A 21,811-nucleotide genomic window follows, 5' to 3' on the forward strand; every position below is an offset into this window, starting at 1 on the left:
TGTCGTGACTTCCCGCCAGCGCTCAGCGCTTGCCCGAGGCCACGCCCGCGGACCTCACCACGTTGACCACCCCGGCGACGAAGCCGAGCAGCGTTAACACGATGAAGCCGAATGGCGACGTCGACAGCAAACGGTCGAACCCCCAGCCAATCGCCGCTCCGACGGCAACGCCCGCGATCAGCTCCGAGGAAAGACGAAAACCGAGCGCCATAGCCGAAGCTCTGGCCGCACTGTCCCCGCTTTCATTACCGGATTGATCAGTCTTGCTCCTGCGGCTGTCGCGAATTTCTGACAACCGATGATCGAGACTTCCGAGCCTTGCGGAAAGCGCAGCTTCGTCAGGAGGCGATTGATCGCGACTTCCATTTGCGCCGTCGTTGGTGTTCTCAGCCATGCTGGAAACACTAACCGATGCCGCGGATGATGGAAATTGCGCCCGTCCCCGTCAAAAGCCGCGCGGACCATACTTACCGCGTCTAATCAAGTCAAGATTGCGTCGTAACCAGTTATTGCTTTGATTCTGCTGGTTTTATTTGGAGATATTCAAGGTCAGAGTGACGCAGTGATCGCAGTGCAACAGCTTGCGTGGCATTGAGCGATATTGCGTGGCTATTCCCGCTCTGCTGGGATCGCCGAAAGTCCCGTCCTCTCACGCAGTCAGGTTCCGCATGTCGCGCCAGATCGATTACTACTTCTCGCTGCAATCCCCCTGGGCCTATATCGGCCACAAGCCCTTCGTTCGACTCGTAAGCACTTACGATCTCAAGGTAAATTACCGGCCTGTGCTGCTGGTCGATCTGTTCTCCGAGACCGGCGGACTGCCGCTCGCCAAGCGCCATCCGGTGCGGCAGCGCTATCGGATGATCGAGTTGCAGCGCTGGCGCGACAAGCGCGGACTGAATTTTCATTTGCAGCCGGCCAACTGGCCGTTCAACGGGCGCCTTGCCGATGGCGTGGTGATCGCGATGCTCGAGGCCGGCCTCGACCCCGAGCCGTTCTTGCAACGGGCCTATCCCGCGGTGTGGGAGCAGCAGCTTAATCTTGCTGATCCTGCGACGCTGGTGAAGCTCGCCGACGATGCCGGTTTGCCCGGCCGGCAGCTGGTCGAGCGCTCGAGCACTGAAGCGATCAGCGCGGCCTATGAGCAGAATCGCCAGAATGCATTGGACGCCGACGTGTTCGGCTCGCCCGGATATGTGCTCGATAGCGAGGTGTTCTGGGGCCAGGACCGGATCGAATTGCTTGAAGACGCGTTGAAGTCAGGCCGCAAGCCCTATAGCTCTGTGGTCTAGGGCAGGAATCAGGTTGAGGCGGAGCAAGCCATGCCCATCGCGATGTCGCCGTCGAAATTGTCCATCGCAATTGCTGCCATCCTGATCGCAAGCGGCGGCGCGGCGATCGCGCAAACCGTGCCGGACACCGAGAATGGCCGCTACGCCTTATCACCCGCCGGCGATGGTTTCCTGCGGCTCGACACGCGCACCGGCGCGGTGTCGACCTGCACCAATTCCAGCGCCGGCTGGGCCTGTTACATGGTGCCGGACGAGCGGGCGGCGCTGGATGCCGAGATCGGGCGCCTGCAAGCCGACAATGACAAGCTCAAGGATGAGCTCGCCGCGCGCGCACCGTCGGCCAAGACCGACGAAGCGTTGCCGAAATCCGATCAGCTGAAGAAGCCGGAGCCCAAGACCGAGCCGAAGGTCGCCGAGGGCGAGCGCAAGATCGAGATCCCGCTGCCGAGCGACCGCGACATGGATCGCATGATGTCGTTCGTGGAGCGGGCCTGGCGGCGACTGATCGAAATGGCCAACCGCGTGCAGCGCGACGTCAATGGCGGCAAGATTTGATGTTGTGCTGGCGCTGTCTCTCCAGCGTCGTCCCGGCGAAAGCCGGGACCCATACGCCGTAGCCTCTCGATTTCGACGACTCGGAGTTGATATCTCGCGTAACCAATGAACATCGGTGGTTATGGGTCCCGGCCTTCGCCGGGACGACGGTCTAGAGGTAAGATGAGTTCATCGAAGCAAATGTCGCACTCGGCGCCATCCTCCGTCGCGGCAACCAGCATCGTGTCGTCGCGCCTGGCGGTCGAAACGTCGGGCGCCGGCTTTACCGACATCACGCGCGAGGTCGCCAAATTCCTGCGCGAGGCGCGTGCCGGCGAGGGTGCGGTCACGCTGTTCATCCGCCACACCTCGGCCTCGCTGACAATCCAGGAGAATGCCGATCCGACCGTGCTCGTCGATCTGAAGACGGCGCTCGACCGCGCAGCGCCCGAAGACGGCGGCTGGCGTCACGACACCGAAGGCCCTGACGACATGCCGGCGCACATCAAGACCATGCTGACGGCGACCTCGCTGCAGGTCCCCGTGCTCGACGGCGAGATGGCGCTCGGCACCTGGCAGGGCATCTATCTGATCGAGCATCGCGCCCGTCCGCACCGGCGCGAGATCGTGCTGCAATTCATCGGCGCCACGCGCTGACGCGCGCGACCTGTCTTTTAAGACGCGGCCTCCAAATGACATCGGCCACGGATCGCTCCGCGGCCGATGCATTGTGATCGCGATGTCGACGGTCAGGTCTTGGTGATGTCGACGTCCTTGGTTTCCGGAATGAACAGCGCGCCGACCACGACGGTGATTGCGGCGAAGATGACCGGATACCAGAGACCGGAGTAGATGTCGCCGGTCGAGGCGGTGATCGCGAACGCGGTCGCCGGGAGCAGGCCGCCGAACCAGCCGTTGCCGATATGATAGGGCAGCGACATCGAGGTGTAGCGGATGCGGGTCGGGAACAGTTCGACCAGCATGGCGGCGATCGGGCCGTAGACCATGGTGACGTAGAGCACCAGGATGAACAGCAGGCCGATGACCGCGGCCACCTGCGGACGGAAGACATCGAACGGGTGCGACATCTTCACGATGCCGGCGTCACCCGGCTTCGGATAGCCCGCCGCCTGCACCGCCGCGAGGATTGCGGGGTTCGACGTCTTGGCGTCCGTATACGGCACTTCCTTGTCGTTGATCAGGATCTTCACCGGCGAGCCGGCCGGGCCCGGCACCGTCGAATATTTTACCGACGATTGGGCCAGGAAGGCGCGGGCGGTGTCGCAAGGCGCGCTGAAGACGCGGGTGCCGACCGGGTTGAACAGATCGCCGCAGCCGGCCGGATCCGCAACCACCTGCACCTTGACCGTCTCATAGGCCTTCTCGAGCGCCGGATTGGCGTTGGTCGTGATCATCTTGAAGATCGGGAACAGCGTGAGTGCGCCGATCAGGCAGCCCGCCAGGATGATCGGCTTGCGGCCGATCTTGTCCGACAGCGCGCCGAACACCAGGAAGAAGCCGGTGCCGAGCAACAGAGACCAGGCGATCAAGAGGTTGGCGGTGTAGCCGTCGACCTTCAGAATCGATTGCAGGAAGAACAGCGCGTAGAACTGGCCCGTGTACCAGATCACCGCCTGGCCCATGGTCAGGCCGAGCAGCGCGAGGATCACGATCTTGGCGTTGCTCCAGGTCGCGAAGGCCTCGGTCAGCGGCGCCTTGGAGGTCTTGCCCTCCTCCTTCATCCGCTGGAACACCGGCGATTCGTTCAGCCGCAGCCGGATCCAGACCGAGATGCCGAGCAGCAGCACCGACACCAGGAATGGAATGCGCCAGCCCCAGTCGGCGAAGTCCTTTTCGCCGGTGAGGGTTCGCGTGAACAGGATCACCAGCAGCGACAGGAACAGTCCAAGCGTTGCCGTGGTCTGGATGAACGAGGTGTAGTAGCCGCGCTTGCCGGGCGGGGCATGCTCAGCGACATAGGTCGCGGCACCGCCATATTCGCCGCCGAGCGCGAGGCCCTGCAGTAGGCGCAGCGAGATCAGGATGATCGGCGCCGCGATGCCGATGGTCTTGGCGTTGGGCAACAGGCCGACGATGAAGGTCGACAGACCCATGATCAGGATGGTGACGAGGAAGGTGTATTTGCGGCCGACGATGTCGCCGACCCGGCCGAACACGATCGCGCCGAACGGGCGCACCAGGAAGCCCGCGGCGAATGCCAGCAACGCGAAGATGTCGCGGGTCGCCGGCGGATAGTCCGAGAAGAACTGCGCGCCGATGATGCCGGCCAGCGAACCGTAGAGATAGAAGTCGTACCACTCGAACACGGTACCGAGCGACGACGCGAGGATGACGAAACGCTCATCCTTTGTCATGCCGGCGGGCCGCGCCGAAGTTGCAGTCATAGTGGACATCTGGATTGCTCCCCCCGAAATATTGCTGCCATGCTCGCCCCCGGCTGGCGGGTGAGGCCCGAATAGGCCCTCGGCTTGAGATGAAGGTAACATCGCAGTGAAACCCGCCCCAATAAGACTTTTGGCCTTTTCAGGATCGAACCTATCTTCTGAAGGAAGAGCAGGATGGAACGCCTCCGCAGGCGTCTATTGCGGCGCACAAGCTGCGCGGGTTAACCGCGTTGGCATCTGGTATTATCAAGCGCTTGCGTGATACTGCCGCGCGGGCGAAAACCGAGCGACGCGGGTTTGCCTAAAGCCCGCTTGTGGGACTGAGATGACTGCTGCTGCCAATACTCATCTTGTCATCGCCGACGACCATCCGCTGTTCCGCGATGCGTTGCGTCAGGCGGTGTCGAGCGTCGTGAGTTCGGCCACGATCAGCGAGGCCGGATCGTTCGAGGATCTGACCGCGCTGCTGGAGCGGGACTCCGAGGTCGACCTGATCCTGCTGGACCTGAGCATGCCGGGGATCAGCGGTTTCTCCGGCCTGATCTATCTGCGGGCGCAGTATCCGGCGATTCCGGTGGTGATCGTATCCGCCAGTGACGATGCCGGGACCATCCGCCGCTCGCTCGACTTTGGCGCTTCCGGTTTCATCCCCAAGCGCTTCGGCGTCGAGACGCTGCGGGATGCCATCATGAAGGTGATGGAGGGCGACGTCTGGGTGCCGCCGGACACCGATCTGTCGGCGGCCGGCGATCCCGACATGACGCGGCTGCGCGACCGGCTGGTGACGCTGACCCCGCAGCAGGTGCGGGTGCTGATGATGCTGTCCGAGGGGCTGCTCAACAAGCAGATCGCCTACGAGCTCGGCGTTTCCGAAGCGACCATCAAGGCCCATGTCTCGGCGATCCTGCAGAAGCTCGGCGTCGAAAGCCGCACCCAAGCCGTGATCGCCGCCGCCAAGATCGCCGGCGGCCAATGGCGCCAGGGCACGCCGCCGACGTAGTCCCGAGCAACTCCAGCTGTGATTGCCGGGCTCGGGCCACGGCATTGCGAGCCGGCGGGTGGCGCGAAAGCGCGCCCGATGGCACGCTTTCGCGAAGCCATCCAGATCCCATTCAAACTGCGCATCGGTCGAAAACCGAGTATCCTGTCCGGCACCGGCCCGTGAGAGGCCGCGTGCTTTTGGGGAGAACGCCATGATTTCCATCACTCGCGTCGCCGGACTATCTCTGGCTGCGGCAATCCTTCTCGGTATCAGCTCTTTCAATTGCGCTCAGGCCAAGCCCTTGATGATCGTCGGCCTGGACGAGAAGCTGTTGTGGGACGACGACGGCAAGCCGGTGCTGTCCCCGCCCGGCAAGGATCAAGTGCTGATCATCGATCTCGCCGATCCCGAGAACCCGAAGATTGCGGCCTCTCTCCCATTGAAGAACTCGGTAGTCGGCCCCCCGGTCAACGTCGCTATCGATCCGACCGGAACCGTGGCGCTGGTCGCGGATTCGGTCGACGTGGTGAAGGAAGGCGACGCTCTGAAGCAGGTGCCGGATAACAAGATCTATGTGATCGATCTCAAAGCGACCCCGCCCAAGCTGGCAGCGACCATTGCCGGCGGAAAGCAGCCATCAGGGTTGAGCTTCAGTCCCGATGGCAAGATGGCGTTGGTTGCCAACCGCGGGGACAATTCGATCAGCGTGCTTTCGGTCAACGGCACTGACGTCAAGATCACCGACACGATATCGATGCCAGACAGTGTCGCACATGTCGCGTTCGCGCCAGACGGCAAGCACGCGCTGGTCGCGCGTTTTCCCGGGCACAAGATATCGGTGCTCGATATCGCCGGCGACAAAGTCACCTACGCCAAGATAGACCTGCCGGCCGGCCAATGGCCTTACAATGTGGCAGTGACTCCGAACAGCAAGATCGCGTTGACGTCGGACAATGGCAACTCAGGCGCGTCGGACGGCAGCGTCGACACGGCCAGCGTCATCGATCTCGAAGCGAAGCCGCCGCGCATCATCGATCGCGTGGTGGTCGGCGATGGACCGGAGGGGCTTGGCGTCAGTCCGAAGGGGGATCTCGCAGTCTCGGTGATCCTGCGCGGCTCGAACATGAAGAATGCGTTCTTCCATGAGAAGAACGGCAGCGTCTCGGTCCTGAAGATCGACGGCAAGAAAGTGACCAAGACCGGAGATATCGAAGTCGGCGGACTGCCTGAGGCCGCGGTCTTCACGCCTGACGGAAAATACATCCTGGTCGGGAACTACCTCAGCCAGGATTTCTCGATCCTCAAGGTCGACGGAACCAACGTCACCGACACAGGCAAGCGCTTTCAGGTGCCAGGGCACCCGGCGTCGGCCGGAATGGGACCGAACTGAACCGACGCTTGGCGATCTTGCTGGAGCATGTGATTTTCGGTTGAGCCGGCCACTGCGCAGGCTCGCTTCACCTCACGCGCTTGCGGGAGGGAGCGCCGTGTCTTTGCCGTGCCTTCATGATGCGATTCGATCCAGTCGCATCATGATCCAATGCGAGATGCGCGCCCGGATTGCGCCGCCGCGCGCTACTCCGCCGCCACCATCTGCTGGGTGCGCCATTGTCCGAGTAGGGCGCGGAGCGAGGCGGGTTTCACCGGCTTGTTCAGCACCGCGATGTTTTCCTCGCGCGCGGCGGCGCGCACCGCAGGGCTGCGGTCGGCGGTGATCAGGATCGCCGGAATGCCGTCGCCGAAGCGGCGGCGGATCTCGCGGATCGCGGCGACGCCGTTGCCGCGGTCGAGATGGTAGTCGACCAGGACGCCGGTGACGCGGCCACCGGCGGCCTCGATCGCGCTGATCGCGCCGTCGGCGTCGAGCACCGCGATCACCTCGGCGTCCCATGCCGTCAGCAGCGTCTTCATGCCGTCGAGGATGGCGGGATCGTTCTCGATGCAGACAATCAGCGAGCCGCTCATCGGCGTCTTCGACAGGGGCGTGGCGGTGGTGACGGCCGCAGTATGGTTGACCGCGGTCGCGACCGGCACGGTGACCGAGAACGCCGAGCCGCCGCTGACATTGGCCGAGATCGCGATGCGGTGGTTGAGCACCCGCGCCAGCCGCTCGACGATCGACAGGCCGAGGCCGAGGCCGCGGGCGATCCGGGCGCCCTGCTCGAGGCGGTGGAACTCCTTGAAGATCTCGCCGCGCTTCTGCACGGGAATGCCGACGCCGGTGTCGAAGATGCTGATCTGGAGCGTGGTGCCGCGGCGGCGGCAGCCGATCAAGACGCGGCCGCGCGGGGTATATTTGATCGCGTTGGAGATGAAGTTCTGCAGCAGCCGGCGCAGCAGCGAGCGGTCGGATTCGACCGGCAGCGAGCACGGCACGAAGCGCAGGTCGAGGCCCTTGTCGCGGGCGATCGGCATGAACTCGATCTCCAGCGAGCGCATCAGGTCGGCCATCCGGAAGCTCGTGATCGCCGGCGTCATGGCGCCGGCATCGAGCCTGGAAATGTCGAGCAGCGCGCCCAGGATGTCCTCGATCGCCTCGAGCGAGTCGTCGATGTTCTCGACCAGGCGCGAATCCTCGCCGCCGTTCTGGCGCTCGACCAGGCTCGTGACGTAGAGGCGCGCCGCATTGAGCGGCTGCAGGATGTCGTGGCTGGCGGCCGCAAGGAAGCGCGTCTTCGAGGCGTTGGCGTCTTCCGCGATGCCCTTGGCGAGCGCGAGCTCCGAATTCAGCCGCGTCAGCTCCTCGGTGCGGTCGCGCACCCGCTTTTCCAGCGTCGCGTTGGCGCGCTCCAGCGCCTCCGCCGCCTCGAAGCTCGGCGTGACGTCGGAGAAGGTGATGACGAGCCCGCCGCCCGGCATGCGGTTGGCACGCACCTCGATCACCAGATGGCGGTCGGTGAAGCGTTCCAGATAAGGCTCGCCCTCGGTGGTGTAGGCGCGCAGGCGGGCCGGCAGCAGGCTGTCGCCGTCGCCGGACGCAGGCGGACTGATCGCGCCCATGAATTCGAGGATTTCGGACAGCGGGATGCCGAGCTGCACCAGATGCTGCGGCAGCCCCAGCAATTCGGAGAACTGGCGGTTGGAACAGATCAGCTGCAGATCGGCGTCGAACACCGCGATGCCCTGGCGCACGTGATTGAGCGCGGTCTGCAGGATCTCGCGGTTGAAGTGCAGGGCGGCGTGGGAGTCGTCGAGCAGTTTCAGCGCGGCCTTGGCCGACACCGTGCGCCGTTGCAGCAGCAGCGACATCACAAGGCGCGAGGACGCGGCCCCGATCGAGGAGGCGATCAACCGCTCGGCATGCTGCAGCAACTCGAAATCGGCCGGAGCCGACGCCAGCAGCACGATGTTGCGGTCGACGGCGAAGGAGGCGAAGGCCTCGCGGGTGCGGTCGGGGCCGAGATATTGCGTCACCGTGCTCTGGATATCCTCCACCGTCACCGTGGTGCGCCAGCGCCGGAAGCTGGGCGCGATCGGGGCCAGCGCGTTGGGCACGAACACGTCGGCCTGCAACAACTCGATCGAGGACGGCGCGCGCGCCAGCGAGAACAGCACATAGGTGAGGATGTTGAGCGCAAGGCTCCACAGCACGCCGTGCAGCAGCGGCGGCAGGTCGGCGCCGAACAGCGCCTGCGGCCGCAACGCCTCGATCCCGAACGGCCCGTGCTGCAGCAGCATCAGGCCGGTGGTCGAGGTTTCCAGGAAGCTCGGGATGAACAGCGTGTAGAGCCACGTCGCGAAGCCGACCAGCATGCCCGCCATGGCGCCGCGTGCGGTGGCTCTGCGCCAGAACAGGCCGCCGAAGAACGCCGGCGCCAGCTGGGTGATCGCGGCAAACGACAGCAGGCCGATCGCGACCAGCTGGGTGTTGCCGAGCGCGCGATAGTAGAAATACGCCAACACCATGATGGCGAAGATCGAGAAGCGGCGCGCCTTCAGCAGGAAATCGCCAAAGTCCTTCTGGCCGGCGCTGGCGTCGTCGCTGCGCGGCAAGACCAGCGGCAGCACGATGTCGTTGGAGACCATGATCGACAGCGCGACGCATTCGACGATCACCATCGCGGTCGCCGCCGACAGCCCGCCGACGAACACGGCGAGGCTGAGCAATTGCGAATTGCCCTCGATCGGCAGCGCCAGCACGAACATGTCGGCATCGACCGCGCCGAACGGGAAGATGACGAGGCCTGCGATCGCGATCGGAATCACGAACAGGTTGATGGCGATGAGGTAGAGCGGGAACAGCCAGCGCGCCCGGGTGACTTCGGCGGGCGTCGAATTCTCCACCACGCTGACATGGAACTGGCGCGGCAGCAGCATGACCGCGCAGAACGACAGCAGCGTCATGATCAGGAAATTGCCGATCGACGGGACATATTCGATCGCGCGCACCGCCTCCGGCGTCTTCAGGGCGCGCTCGTAGAGCTCGACCGGCGAGAACATCCAGAAGGTGACGAAAGCGCCGGCGGCGATGAAGGCGACCAGCTTGACGATGGACTCGGCCGCGATCGCGAGGATCAGGCCGTGCTGGTGCTCGGTCGCGTCGGTGTGGCGGGTGCCGAACAGCACCGCGAACACCGCCATCGCCAGCGTGACCATCAGCGCGATGTCGCCGATCACGGGGATTTTCGAGAACGCCTGGTCCTCGCTCAGGATGGTCTCCAGCGACGCCGCCACCGCCTTGAGCTGCAGCGCGATGTAGGGCACCGAGCCGATGATCGCGATCAGTGCCACGGTCGCCGCCACCGCCTGGCTCTTGCCGTAGCGCGCGGCGATGAAGTCGGCGATCGAGGTGATGTTCTGCGACTTGGCGAGCGCGATCACCCGGCGCAGCAGCGGCGTGCACAATCCGACCATCACGATCGGGCCGACATAGATCGCCAGGAAGTCGATGCTGGTGCGGGTGGCGAAGCCGACCGAGCCGAAGAAGGTCCAGGAGGTGCAGTAGATCGCCAGCGACAGCGGATAGATCCACTGGCTGGCGCGGCCGCGCTCGCCCGGCGAGCTGCGGTCGCCGCGGCTGGCAATGAAGAACAACAATCCGATGTAGGCGAACGCCGTGGCGATTACGCCCCAGTCGTGCAGCATCGCTGCTCATCTCCTGTCCCGGCCGCTGGGGAAGGGCCGGTTGTCAGGATTATAACGCAAAGGACCGGCCGCGCGATGCACGGCCGGCCCAAATTCGGGGTCGGAAGCGGATAGGGTTACTCGGCGGCCAGCGACTTCTGGTGCAGGGGCAGGCCGAGCCGGTCCCAGACCTGGAGCAGCGCCTCGGCCAGCGCGTCGATCAGGCCGTCGTCATGGTAGGGCGAGGGCGTGATGCGCAGCCGCTCGGTGCCCTTGGCGACCGTCGGATAGTTGATCGGCTGGATGTAGATGCCGTGGTCCTCGAGCAGCAGGTCGGAGGCCCGCTTGCACTTCTCGGGATCGCCGACGAACAGCGGCACGATATGGGTGTCGCTCGACATGACCGGCAGGCCGGCGGCGGTCAGGATCGCCTTGGTGCGGGCAGCACGGTCCTGGTGGCGCTCGCGCTCCCAGTTCGAGGTCTTCAGGTGCCGGATCGCAGCCGTCGCGGCCGAGCAGATCGCCGGCGGCAGCGCGGTGGTGAAGATGAAGCCCGGCGCATAGGAGCGCACCGCGTCGATGACCTCGGCGCGGCCCGCGATGTAGCCGCCGAGGCAGCCAAAGGCTTTTGCCAGCGTGCCCTCGACGATATCGATCCGGTGCATCACGCCGTCGCGCTCGGCGATGCCGCCGCCACGCGGGCCGTACATGCCGACCGCATGCACTTCGTCGAGATAGGTCATGGCGCCGTATTGCTCGGCGAGATCGCAGATCTTGCCGAGCGGTGCGACGTCGCCGTCCATCGAATAAAGGCTCTCGCAGACGATCAGCTTCGGCCGGTCGGGACCGGCGGCGATCAAGAGCTCCTCGAGATGCGCGACGTCGTTGTGGCGGAATATCTGGCGTTCGCAGCCGGCCTGGCGCACGCCTTCGATCATCGAATTGTGGTTCAGCGCGTCCGACAGGATCAGGCAGTTCGGGATCAGCTTGGCGAGCGTCGAGATGCCGGTCTGGTTCGAGACATAGCCCGAGGTAAACAGCAGCGAGGCTTCCTTGCCGTGGAGGTCGGCGAGTTCCGCCTCGAGCTGCACCAGCGGATGATGGGTGCCCGCGATGTTGCGGGTGCCGCCGGCGCCGGTGCCGACCCGGGTCGCGGTCTCGACCATGGCACCGACCACCTTGGGATGCTGGCCCATGCCGAGATAGTCGTTGGAGCACCAGATCACGACGTTGCGGCTGCCCTTCGGCGAATGCCAGGTGGCGTGCGGGAAGCGGCCCGCGATCCGTTCGAGGTCGGCAAACACCCGGTAGCGCCGCTCGTCGTGCAGGCGGTTGAGGGCGGTATTGAAGAACTGGCTGTAATCCATCGGCAAACCCAGAAAGCGGAACCTGACCGGAATGACTGCTTCTTCTTAGAGCTTTTCCAGCTCTAATGTCCATGCATTGACCCACATCTGGGCATGCGTCGCAGTTGGGCAAATTGCCCTAGCCGGGGCCGTTCGGCTCGATTTCGGTCAAATCGCCGGGCGATGCCTTGCCGCCCGGCCGGGTTCAGGTCGTCTTGAAGCGCAGCATGCCGTCGGCGTGCATTTCGGCCGTCAGGCGGCCCTCGACCAGCATGTAATTGACATGGGCGACCAGCTCACCGGCGGCGAAGCCCATCTGGTGCTCGTCCAGCACGTGCTTGTGGAACACCACGGGCACCAGCTCCTTGGAGGTCTGCGGCACCTCGCGGCAGGCCTCGGCGATCAGCCGGCAGCGCTCCTCATGGTGATCGGCGAGCTGCTTGATCCGGGTCTTCAGCCCGTAGAACGGCACGCCGTGGCCCGGCAGCACCATCACGTCGTAGGGCAGGGTGGTGGTCAGGCTTGCCAGCGAGGCCAGATATTCGCCGAGCGAGTTCTGCTCGGGCTCGACCGCCCAGACGCTGACATTGGGCGAGATCTTGCTCAGCACCTGGTCGGCGGACAGGAACAGCTTGTCGGCCGCGCAATACAGCATCACCTGGTCGAGCGCGTGGCCGCCGCCGGTGATCACCTTGAAGCGCCGCGTGCCGATCACGACCTCGTCGCCATGGGTGAGGCGGTGATAGGACGGCGGCAGCACCGACACGCGCTTCAGGTAATCCTGGCCACGGCCGAGCAGCTTCTCGGTGAGGTCCTCGTCCATGCCATGGCGGCGGAAGAACAGCCGCTGCGCGTTGCGCCGCTCCTCGGTGCCGCGGTTCTGGTGATAGACCGACTGCAGATATTCCACCTGCGACATGAACAGCGGGCAGCCGAAGCGCTCGGTGATCCAGCCGGCGAGACCGACATGGTCGGGATGCGAATGCGTCACGATCAGGCGGGTGACCTTGACGTGCTTCAGCGGCCCCTCGAATAGCGTGGTCCAGGCCGCGATCGATTCCTCATTGCCGAAGCCGGCGTCCACCATGGTCCAGCCGTCGCCGTCGGCGAGCAGATAGATGTTCACATGGTTGAGGCGGAACGGCAGCTTCAGCCGCGCCCACAGCACGCCGGGAGCCACCTCCACGACCTGGTCGTGGCCAGGATGGTTTTCCCAAGGGTATCGCAGTGCCTCCGCCGAGGAGTGCACGGGGTCGGTCTTCGTATGCATGCTACCGGCTTAGCGGCACACGGGCCGCCGCGCCAGCCGAAAAATCAGATAGTCGTCCGGAGAATTCGTTGGGAAGTCGCCGGAATTCCGTAGCCCGGATGAAGCGAACGGTCTTGCGAATACGTGCCCGTCATTCCGGGGCGCCTCGAAGAGGCGAACCCGGAATCTCGAGGTTCCGGGTTCTATGCTTCGCATAGCCCCGGAACGACGCTGTACCTACGCCGCGCGGATGTTCGACAGGAAGCCGTCGATCTCCGAGCGCAGCACGTCGGCCTCGCGGCGCAGCGCGTCGGAGGCGCTCAGCACCTCGCCGGCGGCAGTGCCCGCCTCGGCCGAGGCGGTCGAGACGCCGACGATGTTGCTCGACACCTCGCTGGTGCCGCCCGCCGCATGCTGGATGTTGCGGGCGATCTCGCGGGTCGCCGCGCCCTGCTGCTCGACCGCGGCGGCGATCGCGGTGGTGACGTCGTTGATCTCGCCGATCGTGCTCGAGATGTTGCGGATGGCGGAGACTGCCGTCGTCGTCACCTCCTGCATGCTGACGATCTGCTGGCGGATTTCCTCGGTTGCCTTCGCGGTCTGGCTCGCGAGGTTCTTCACCTCGGAGGCGACCACCGCAAAGCCGCGGCCGGCCTCGCCGGCGCGCGCCGCCTCGATGGTGGCGTTGAGCGCGAGCAGATTGGTTTGCGAGGCGATGGTCTGGATCAGGTCGACCACGACGCTGATGCGTGCGGCATTGTCGGCGAGCCCCTGCATCGTGCTGTCGGTGGCGCTGGCTTCCTCCACCGCCTTGCGGGCGATCTCCGCCGAGGTCACGACCTGGCGGCCGATCTCCTGGATCGAGGACGACAGCTCCTCGGTGCCGGCCGACACCGTCTGCACGTTGACCGAGGTTTCCTCGGCGGCCGACGCGACGGCATTGACCAGCGCGCTCGACTGGTCGGCGGTCGCCGACATGCTCTGCGCAGTCGACTGCATCGAGTTCGCCGCGGTCTGCAGGCTGCCGAGCGCGCTGCGGACGTTGGATTCGAACGTGACGATCTGCGCTTCCATGCGCGAGGCGCGCTCCGCCTTGGCGCTGCGATCCTTGTTCTGGTTTTCCGTGAGCTCGCGGCTCTCGACCATGCTCTCGCGGAACACCTGCAGCGCGTCGGCCATGACGGCGATCTCGTCGCGCTGGCGGCTCTGCGGGATCTCGGTGTCGAGGTCGCCGTCGGACAGCAGCTGCATCGAGCGCTGCAGGCCGCGGATGCGGCGCAGGATGTTGCGTCCGACATAGAGCCAGACGAACAGGAACGAGCCGACCAGCGTCAGCGCGCCGAGGCCGATCATCACCATGGTCGCGAGCGAGATCTGCTGCCGCGCCTGGAAGGTCGAACTGTCGGTCTCCTTCTGCACCGCGTCGACCAGCTGCTGGACGCTGATGCCGAGCCCGACATTGAGCTTGCGCGTCTCTTCCAGGATGGTCTGGCCGTAGTCGATCGCGTCGAGCTCCTTCTGGCGGATCTTGAACACGCCGGTCTTGCCTTCGCCGAGCACGAGCAGCCTCGAGGCGGTGTCGCGCACCGCGACGATCGCGGGATTGTTCGGCAAGTCCTCGAGGTTGGACTTGACGCGTTCGCGCCCGGCCTTGAACTCGGCCTCGATCGCATCGAGGGTTTCGCTGGAATTGGCCGACAGCGCCGCGGTCATGTCGGCGGCCATCAGATTGCCGGCGGCGAGCACGTTGCTGATCTGGCCGACGGTGCGGGCAGCTTCAGTGGCGTCGTCCGCGGAGACTTCGGCCGCGGCGAGGATGGCGTTGAGCCGGGTCTGCGCGTCGAGCATCGCGGGACTTGCGGCGGAGACGAACGCCGCCTGCGCCTTGCGCAGTGCGTTGTACTGCTTGTCGCGCAGCGCGCCGACCTCGAGCCGCTCGCGCGCCGCCGAGATCAGGCTCTTGGTGGCCTCGTCGGTGTTCTTGACGTTCTCCTGCAATGCGCTGACCACGGATTTGTCGGCGCCGAGCTCGATGATCTCGCCGAGCTTGGCGCTGGTGAGCCGCGCGACGTCCTGCACCTTCTTGGTGCGATCGTTCAGCGCGTCCTCGCTCTGCACGGCGAGCAGGCCGGGGCCTTGCGCCGCGAGCGAAGCGCTTTGCGCGGCAAGTTGCAGGCTCGCGGCAAGCCGCGGAATGTCGCGGCCGGAGAGATCGGTCATGGTGCCGCCGAGCTGATGCAGCACGATGCCGGCGCCTGCGCTGATCACCAGCGCCATGCCTGCGATCACAGCGAACGCCGCGAACAGGCTGCCCCTGACGCCCATTTGCGGCAGATGGATACGCTTGAGATTTGGTTTGCCGAGCTTGAACCGAAACGCCATTGCCCCTGTGCCCCCTGGCCCACTACGCTTGGCCACTATCCCTGGCCACTACTCTTGGATGTTTCCCCGGCGCGGGAGTATCGGTGCGGCCGGTTAACAAAATCGGGAAAATTGCGACGATCTGCGGGATTTTTCAGGGCTGCCGCGCAGTGGCGACGTCTCGGTTCGCCGTGCGGAATCGATGCACGCGATCGGATGCAAAAAGGCCGGCTTGCGCCGGCCTTTTCCACTGTTGGTTGTGGGCGTGCTCTCAGTAGCGGCCGTAAGCAGGGCCGCCGAGGTTGCCGAGATTGAAGCGGTAGTTGAGGCCCGCCTTCACCGTGTGCTCGTCATTGTGGAAGCTGCCGACCGGCACCAGCGCGCCCGGCGCGGTGAAGCGGCTGTCGCCGAAGTCATAGTACTGGTACTCGACCTTGGCCGACCAGTTCGGCGCGAACATGTATTCGGCGCCGCCGCCGATGGTCCAGCCGTTGCTGTGGTTGTCGCTGAGCCTGAAGCCGACCGGCGCGCCGCCGAGCGTCACCGTTTCGTTGTTGTCGGAATAGGCATAACCGCCCTTCACATAGATCAGGCCCGGACCCCAGGTGTAGCCGACGCGGCCGGTGATCGAGCCGATGCCGCGCTGGTTGTTGTTGTAGACGTAGCCGCCCGGGAAGATCGCGTTGAGCTGATGGCCGCCGACCCAGGAATACTGGCCTTCGAGGCCGATCACCCACATCGGCGACAGCTGCCAGTCGTAACCGGCCTGCACGCCGCCCATGAAGCGGGCGTCGGAGTCGGACAGCGCGAGGCCGTTGAAATTGTTGTTCTGGGAGAAAACGCCGCCGAGATGGCCGCCGAGATAGAAGCCGGTCCAGTTGTAGAGCGGAGCGGCGTAAACAGGCGCGGGCGCCTTCTGATAATAGCCACGGTTGAAATCGGCGGCGTTGGCGGTCGCGCCAAAGGCAGCGACGGCCGCCGCGACGGCGGCGGTTGCGAGCAGGAACTTCTTCATGGGGGCAGTCTCCGGACAAGTCATGAGGCGCAGCGTGAATGGCGCCATCCACGGCGACGGGTTAGACCGCATTTGAATAAAATGCAGTCACCGGAACGCTGCGCGGAGCGTTAAGTCGCAGCCTTTGCGGCGAAACGTTTTGTTGTGCCTAACGAACGCTTAAGGTGGAATGAAGCAAGGCTTAACGCGGTGTGCGCGGCGCGCATTTCCTGTTAACCAAGCCGTCGGTTAGAGCATGATCCGGAAAAGTGCGAAGCGGTTTTCCCTCTCGACAAACGCGGAACGCGTTTGCGGAGATCATGCTCAAACAAGGAGCTAAAGCGCGATGATGATTCAACCTAATGTCATCGCGCTTTAGGCCAGGCGCTTGCGCACATCGTCGCGCATCTGCTCGCGGAACGCCTGGCGGCGGGCGGCGCGATCCTTGACCGGGACGTCGTGGCGATCGAACACGTCGAACTTCTCCAGGATCGGATAGTGCTCGCTCGCCATCGCCAGCACGCGCAGCAGGGCGGCGACCTTCGGGGTCGGGCCGCTGACTTCCCATCTGCGCAGCTTCTCGGCGCCGCCGGCGGCCGATAGCCCGCACAGCTTTGCCATGTCAGCCGCCGTCAGCTCGCGGCCCAGCGCCTCGCCGAGATGTTCGCGCAGTTTCTTCAGTTCTGGGCCGGTCACGCTTGGTCCGCTCCGCGATGGCAAAATGTGAAGTGAGTCACATGATGTGCTCGAGGCGCGGGTTATACGCCACGCAGGCGAGTTCTAAAGGAAACCATCATGCACGGCATCATCGAAAGCCTCAGCCCCGAACACGATCAGATCGATTGGAAATGGGTCGGCAGTGTGTTCGCCTTCTACGTCGTGCTGACGATCGGCGGGATGGGTGTGCTGCTGGCGCGTTGATTCCAGCGCACGCGGGCGCACCGCGTGCCTGCGACTGCCATCGTTTGCGAAGATCCTGGTGCTGCCAGACAGGATTGAACTGTCGACCTCTCCATTACCAATGGAGTGCTCTACCACTGAGCTACGGCAGCATGCCCGGGAAAAATTGAATCGGCCCCGAGGGCCCGTCCAAGCGGGCGGTTCTTGCCACAGGCCTCCCTTTGGCGCAAGCGAAACAGCGCCCCTGCCGCCCTTGAAATCGGCAGAAATCGACCGCCTCGCCGATGATTCCGGCCAATCTGGCCGATTTCGGCCGGTTTGGGTTCCCGATTGCGCCGAAACTATCCCGATCCGCGCTTGCCGCCGAATCATATCGCCGCAACTGGCCGACCGGGCAGGGTGCGCGGGCATCCGCCATTGGCTATGCTCGGCCTATCCTCCCCTTGCGCAGGGCGGCGGCGGTTCGAGAGTTATGCAATGACAGGCGACCAGGACAGAGGCGGCGGGCAGGCCGGAGCCCGCGTGAAGGATTCACGACAGGATCGTCTCAAGCTCGCGCTGCGCGAAAACCTGAAGCGGCGGAAATCGCAGGCGCGCGGTCGTGACGATGCGGCCTCTTCCGAAGCCGCCCATGGTTCGCTAGATGGCGGCTCACCAGATGACGCCGGCGGAAACGAGCCGCGCCGTTAACCCAGTTCGTGCTGTCATAAGGAAGCGGGTTGCCGAGATGGCTGTAGATGAGACGACGATCGATCGGCTGAGCGCAACCGCCTACGCCTTCCCGCGCCATGAGCAGACCTTTCCGACCCTGACCGCGCACGAGATCGAGCGGATGCGCCGCTTCGGCGAGCCGCGCTCATACCAGGACGGCGAGGCGCTGTTCGAGACCGGCAAACCCGGGCCCGGCATGTTCGTGGTGCTGTCGGGCAATGTCTCGATCACCCAGCGCGACGGCCTCGGCCATGTCGCGCCGATCATCGACCAGGGACCGGGCCAGTTCCTCGCCGAGATCGGCCAGCTCTCCGGCCGCCCGGCGCTGGTCGACGGCCATGCCGATGGGGTGGTCGAGACGCTGCTGCTGCCGCCCGACCGGCTGCGCGCGCTCTTGGTTGCGGAGGCCGATCTCGGCGAGCGCATCATGCGCGCGCTGATCCTGCGCCGCGTCAGCCTGATCCAGGGCGGCGCCGGCGGGCCGGTGCTGATCGGCCCCGCCTCGGTCGGCAACATGGCGTCGCTGCAGAATTTTTTGGCGCGCAACGGCCAGCCGCACCACCTCCTCGACCCCGCGACCGACAAGGATGCCGCCGACCTCGTCGCGCGCTATTCGCCGACGCGCGCCGAGCTGCCGCTGGTGGTCTGTCCCAACGGCACGGTGCTGCGCAATCCGTCCGAGACCGCACTTGCGATGGCGCTCGGCATGATCGGCAACAGCGCGCATGAAAAACTCTACGATGTTGCCGTGGTCGGCAGCGGCCCGGCCGGGCTTGCCACCGCGGTCTATGCGGCGTCGGAAGGCCTGTCGGTTGCGGTGTTCGATTCCCGCGCCTTCGGCGGCCAGGCCGGCGCCAGCATGCGCATCGAAAACTATCTGGGCTTTCCGACCGGCATCTCCGGACAGGCGCTGGCCGGGCGCGCCTTCAACCAGGCCCAGAAATTCGGCGCCGAGATGCTGATCCCGGTCTCGATCAAATCGCTCGACTGCACGAAAGCGTCCGGCGCATTCGTGCTCGACACCGCCTGCGGGCATACGCTGCGCGCGAAATCCGTTGTGGTCGCCAGCGGGGCGCGCTATCGCCGGCCCGAGATCGACAATCTCGATGCGTTTGAAGGTCGCGGCGTCTGGTACTGGGCCTCGCCGATCGAGGCGCGGCTCTGCGCCAACCAGGACGTCGTGCTGGTCGGCGGCGGCAATTCCGCGGGGCAGGCGGCGGTGTTCCTGTCGGCGCATGCCCGCAAGGTCAACATGATGATCCGCGGCGGCGGGCTCGGAGCCAGCATGTCGCGCTATTTGATCGAGCGCATCGAGGCGACGCCGAACATCGAATTGATGTTCAACACCGAGGTGATCGGGCTCGACGGCGCGGAGACGCTGCAGCGGGTGCGCTGGCGCAGCCGGCTCGCGCCCGACGAGTTCACCATGGATATCCGCAATCTCTTTTTGTTTGTCGGCGCCGATCCCGCGACCGGCTGGCTCGAGGGCTGCGGCGTGCAGGTCGACCGCGGCGGCTTCGTGACGACCGGCGTGCAGACCGGCGAAGGCGCGCGCGCCGTGCCGCTGCTCGAGACCACGGTGCCCGGTGTGTTCGCGGTCGGCGACGTCCGCTCCGGATCAGTCAAGCGCGTCGGCGGCGCGATCGGCGAGGGCGCGCAGGTCGTCGCCGCGCTGCACGGCTATCTTGCTGACGCGGGTGATCATACGCTGTAGCAACGTCGATGCAACGCACGCAAACGTTTTCCCGTCATCCTGAGGAGCCGCGAAGCGGCGTCTCGAAGGATGAATCGGCCACAGTGTGGCCGTGCATCCTTCGAGGCTCGCAAGAGCTCGCACCTCAGGATGACGGATCAGATAGCTGCGACAGGTAAGGGCCGAAAAATGACGAAAGGCTGCACCCATATCGCCGGCATCCAGGATGTCACGCCGAGCGCGCTCGGCTGCGAGGAATGCCTGAAGAGCGGCAGCCGCTGGCTGCATTTGCGCATCTGCCGCACTTGCGGCCATGTCGGCTGCTGCGACGATTCGCCGAACCGGCATGCGACGGCGCATTTCCACGCCACCGGCCATCCCGTGATCGAGGGCTACGATCCGCCGGAAGGCTGGGGCTGGTGCTATGTCGACGAGGTGCTGTTCGACCTGTCGAAGCGCAAGACGCCGCATAATGGACCGATCCCGCGCTATTATTGATGAGGCTTCTCGCACGGCGCACGTGCCGCATCGTGTGACATATGTGCGAAAATTTTCAGCAATCGCCCGCGCCGGCAATTTTTGATGGGATGTCGGCCGTCCTGCCATCGAAGCATGTAGCAATTTTCCGTCACGCATCGTAACCTCGCACGCGGGTCTCAACGGGGAGTGCGCCACATGACGACATTGGTGCTCGTGCACGTCATTATCAGCCTGATTGCAATCGTCGCCGGCGTGCTCGTGATGTTCGGGCTGCTCGGCTCGCGCGCGATGCCGGGGCTGACCGCGATCTTCCTCGCGCTCACGATCCTGACCAGCGCCACCGGCTTCGTGATCCCGCCTTTGGTGACCGAGAAGCTGCTGCCGTCGCACATCATCGGCGGGCTTTCGCTGGTGCTGCTCGCGATCGCCTGCATTGCGCTCTATGCGATGCAGCTCAAGGGCGCCTGGCGTCCGATCTATATCGTGACCGCGATGGTCTCGCTCTATCTCAACGTCTTCGTGCTGGTCATCCAGAGCTTCCTCAAGGTGCCGGCGTTGCAGGCGCTGGCGCCAGCCGTGCCGCCGAACCCGCCATCCGGGCCGGTCTTTGCCGTGGTGCAGGGCATCGTGCTGGTGTTCTTCGTCCTGGTGACCATCGGTGCCTGGCGCCGGTTCAGGGCGGTCACGTTCGCCTGATCCGGGGCGGATGACCTCATTTCGTAGCGACACGCAGCATAGAAGACGAGATGCGGTGGCGTGTCCGCGATGCGCCGTCGCCCAAGGTTCGTTCACGCCTGGCGTGTCCGGAATGACGATCAGCTGAAGGAGTGCTTCCAATGCCCACCATCACCACCAAAGACGGCGTCGAGATTTTCTACAAGGATTGGGGCTCGGGCCAGCCGATCGTGTTCAGCCATGGCTGGCCGCTGTCGTCGGACGACTGGGACGCGCAGATGCTGTTCTTCGTGGGGCACGGCTTTCGCGTCGTCGCCCATGACCGCCGCGGCCACGGCCGCTCCGCCCAGGTCGCCGACGGTCATGACATGGATCACTATGCCGACGACCTCGCTTCCGTCACCGCGCATCTCGATCTGAAGAACGCCGTCCATGTCGGCCATTCCACCGGCGGCGGCGAGGTGGTGCACTACATCGCCCGCCACGGCGAGAGCCGGGTGGCGAAGGCGGCGATCCTGAGCGCGGTGCCGCCGTTGATGGTGCAGACGGCGAATAATCCCGGCGGCTTGCCGAAGTCGGTATTCGACGGCTTGCAGGCTCAACTCGCCGCCAATCGCTCGCAATTCTACCGCGACCTGCCGGCCGGGCCGTTCTACGGCTACAACCGGCCCGGCGCAAAACCGTCGGAGGCCGTGATCCAGAACTGGTGGCGGCAGGGCATGATGGGCGGCGCCAAGGCGCATTACGACGGCATCGTCGCGTTCTCGCAAACCGACTTCACGGAGGATCTGAAGAAGATCAACGTGCCGGTGCTGGTGATGCATGGCGACGACGACCAGATCGTGCCCTACGCCGACTCCGCCCCGCTCTCGGCCAAGCTTCTGAAGAACGGCACGCTGAAGACCTATAAAGGTTTTCCGCACGGCATGCCGACGACGGAGGCCGAGACGATCAATGCCGACTTGCTGGCGTTCATCAAGGGCTGAAGGTGAGAGGCTGTGCTCTGCGCCGCGCGTCTCAACATTGCGCAGCCTCAATCCACCTCGCCCGGTGGCTCACTCCTCTCCCCACAAGGGCAGGGCTATCGCATATGGAATGAACCGATTCTTCCGCGCCGTCATTGCC

The 21,811-nt window shown here is 64.9% G+C and carries 18 protein-coding genes and 1 tRNA gene; 10 read left to right on the plus strand and 9 right to left on the minus strand.

Annotated features, from left to right (window positions below):
• Positions 1 to 22: 22 nt before the first annotated feature.
• Entirely contained in the window at positions 23 to 394 is a 372-nt protein-coding gene (locus J2R80_RS10645; RefSeq protein WP_028338953.1) for an AtpZ/AtpI family protein, read from the minus strand.
• A gap of 274 nt (positions 395 to 668) precedes the next feature.
• Here J2R80_RS10645 and J2R80_RS10650 point away from each other — a divergent pair, with 274 nt between their 5' ends.
• The 3 genes from J2R80_RS10650 (at position 669) to J2R80_RS10660 (ending at position 2,483) form a co-directional block, all read left to right on the plus strand.
• Positions 669 to 1,292: a 2-hydroxychromene-2-carboxylate isomerase gene (locus tag J2R80_RS10650; protein WP_253638525.1), complete on the plus strand. Its 624-nt coding sequence runs from the start codon at positions 669 to 671 to the stop codon at positions 1,290 to 1,292.
• A 30-nt stretch (positions 1,293 to 1,322) separates the two neighbouring features.
• On the plus strand, positions 1,323 to 1,847 hold the full coding sequence (locus J2R80_RS10655; protein ID WP_057019438.1) for a hypothetical protein: 525 nt from the start codon (positions 1,323 to 1,325) through the stop codon (positions 1,845 to 1,847).
• Positions 1,848 to 2,009: 162 nt separating this feature from the next.
• A complete protein-coding gene (locus J2R80_RS10660) occupies positions 2,010 to 2,483 on the plus strand; it encodes a secondary thiamine-phosphate synthase enzyme YjbQ (protein ID WP_253638526.1) in 474 nt (157 codons plus the stop codon).
• A 92-nt stretch (positions 2,484 to 2,575) separates the two neighbouring features.
• On the opposite strand, the gene J2R80_RS10665 is transcribed toward J2R80_RS10660, so the two are convergent.
• On the minus strand, positions 2,576 to 4,240 hold the full coding sequence (locus tag J2R80_RS10665; RefSeq protein WP_035631004.1) for an MFS transporter: 1,665 nt from the start codon (positions 4,238 to 4,240) through the stop codon (positions 2,576 to 2,578).
• 316 nt (positions 4,241 to 4,556) lie between these two features.
• Between J2R80_RS10665 and J2R80_RS10670 the strand changes: the two genes are divergently transcribed.
• Positions 4,557 to 5,231: a response regulator transcription factor gene (locus tag J2R80_RS10670; RefSeq protein ID WP_057019436.1), complete on the plus strand. Its 675-nt coding sequence runs from the start codon at positions 4,557 to 4,559 to the stop codon at positions 5,229 to 5,231.
• A 193-nt stretch (positions 5,232 to 5,424) separates the two neighbouring features.
• Positions 5,425 to 6,603, plus strand: a complete 1,179-nt coding sequence (locus tag J2R80_RS10675) for a beta-propeller fold lactonase family protein (RefSeq protein WP_076830933.1) — start codon at positions 5,425 to 5,427, stop codon at positions 6,601 to 6,603.
• A 185-nt stretch (positions 6,604 to 6,788) separates the two neighbouring features.
• Here the strand turns inward: J2R80_RS10675 and J2R80_RS10680 are convergent, their stop codons facing one another.
• The 6 genes from J2R80_RS10680 to J2R80_RS10705 all read right to left on the minus strand — a co-directional run bounded on the left by J2R80_RS10680 (position 6,789) and on the right by J2R80_RS10705 (position 16,923).
• Complete coding sequence (locus tag J2R80_RS10680; RefSeq protein WP_253638527.1) at positions 6,789 to 10,298, minus strand: PAS domain-containing hybrid sensor histidine kinase/response regulator; 3,510 nt, start codon at positions 10,296 to 10,298, stop codon at positions 6,789 to 6,791.
• 116 nt (positions 10,299 to 10,414) lie between these two features.
• Positions 10,415 to 11,644: a 5-aminolevulinate synthase gene (gene hemA, locus J2R80_RS10685; protein WP_057019433.1), complete on the minus strand. Its 1,230-nt coding sequence runs from the start codon at positions 11,642 to 11,644 to the stop codon at positions 10,415 to 10,417.
• A 184-nt stretch (positions 11,645 to 11,828) separates the two neighbouring features.
• Positions 11,829 to 12,893, minus strand: coding sequence for an MBL fold metallo-hydrolase (locus J2R80_RS10690; protein WP_026191925.1), 1,065 nt, complete (start codon positions 12,891 to 12,893; stop codon positions 11,829 to 11,831).
• Positions 12,894 to 13,109: 216 nt separating this feature from the next.
• Positions 13,110 to 15,254 carry a methyl-accepting chemotaxis protein gene (locus J2R80_RS10695; protein WP_057018145.1) on the minus strand — a complete coding sequence of 715 codons (2,145 nt, stop codon included), beginning with the start codon at positions 15,252 to 15,254 and terminating at the stop codon, positions 13,110 to 13,112.
• A gap of 250 nt (positions 15,255 to 15,504) precedes the next feature.
• Positions 15,505 to 16,248, minus strand: a complete 744-nt coding sequence (locus J2R80_RS10700; protein ID WP_028333722.1) for an outer membrane protein — start codon at positions 16,246 to 16,248, stop codon at positions 15,505 to 15,507.
• Positions 16,249 to 16,602: 354 nt separating this feature from the next.
• Positions 16,603 to 16,923 carry a hypothetical protein gene (locus tag J2R80_RS10705; RefSeq protein ID WP_253638528.1) on the minus strand — a complete coding sequence of 107 codons (321 nt, stop codon included), beginning with the start codon at positions 16,921 to 16,923 and terminating at the stop codon, positions 16,603 to 16,605.
• Between the two features lie 99 nt (positions 16,924 to 17,022).
• Here J2R80_RS10705 and J2R80_RS43255 point away from each other — a divergent pair, with 99 nt between their 5' ends.
• A complete protein-coding gene (locus J2R80_RS43255; RefSeq protein WP_256527829.1) occupies positions 17,023 to 17,148 on the plus strand; it encodes a hypothetical protein in 126 nt (41 codons plus the stop codon).
• 56 nt (positions 17,149 to 17,204) lie between these two features.
• Here J2R80_RS43255 and J2R80_RS10710 read toward each other — a convergent pair.
• Positions 17,205 to 17,279, minus strand: a tRNA-Thr gene (locus J2R80_RS10710).
• 575 nt (positions 17,280 to 17,854) lie between these two features.
• Here J2R80_RS10710 and J2R80_RS10715 point away from each other — a divergent pair.
• The 4 genes from J2R80_RS10715 (at position 17,855) to J2R80_RS10730 (ending at position 21,672) form a co-directional block, all read left to right on the plus strand.
• Positions 17,855 to 19,552 carry a cyclic nucleotide-binding domain-containing thioredoxin-disulfide reductase gene (locus J2R80_RS10715; RefSeq protein WP_253638529.1) on the plus strand — a complete coding sequence of 566 codons (1,698 nt, stop codon included), beginning with the start codon at positions 17,855 to 17,857 and terminating at the stop codon, positions 19,550 to 19,552.
• Between the two features lie 168 nt (positions 19,553 to 19,720).
• A complete protein-coding gene (locus tag J2R80_RS10720; protein ID WP_057018148.1) occupies positions 19,721 to 20,029 on the plus strand; it encodes a UBP-type zinc finger domain-containing protein in 309 nt (102 codons plus the stop codon).
• A 177-nt stretch (positions 20,030 to 20,206) separates the two neighbouring features.
• On the plus strand, positions 20,207 to 20,707 hold the full coding sequence (locus tag J2R80_RS10725; protein ID WP_057018160.1) for a hypothetical protein: 501 nt from the start codon (positions 20,207 to 20,209) through the stop codon (positions 20,705 to 20,707).
• 140 nt (positions 20,708 to 20,847) lie between these two features.
• Complete coding sequence (locus J2R80_RS10730) at positions 20,848 to 21,672, plus strand: alpha/beta fold hydrolase (protein WP_050382324.1); 825 nt, start codon at positions 20,848 to 20,850, stop codon at positions 21,670 to 21,672.
• Positions 21,673 to 21,811 lie beyond the last annotated feature (139 nt).

This window comes from Bradyrhizobium sp. USDA 4541, from assembly GCF_024171085.1.
Taxonomy (GTDB): domain Bacteria; phylum Pseudomonadota; class Alphaproteobacteria; order Rhizobiales; family Xanthobacteraceae; genus Bradyrhizobium; species Bradyrhizobium australafricanum.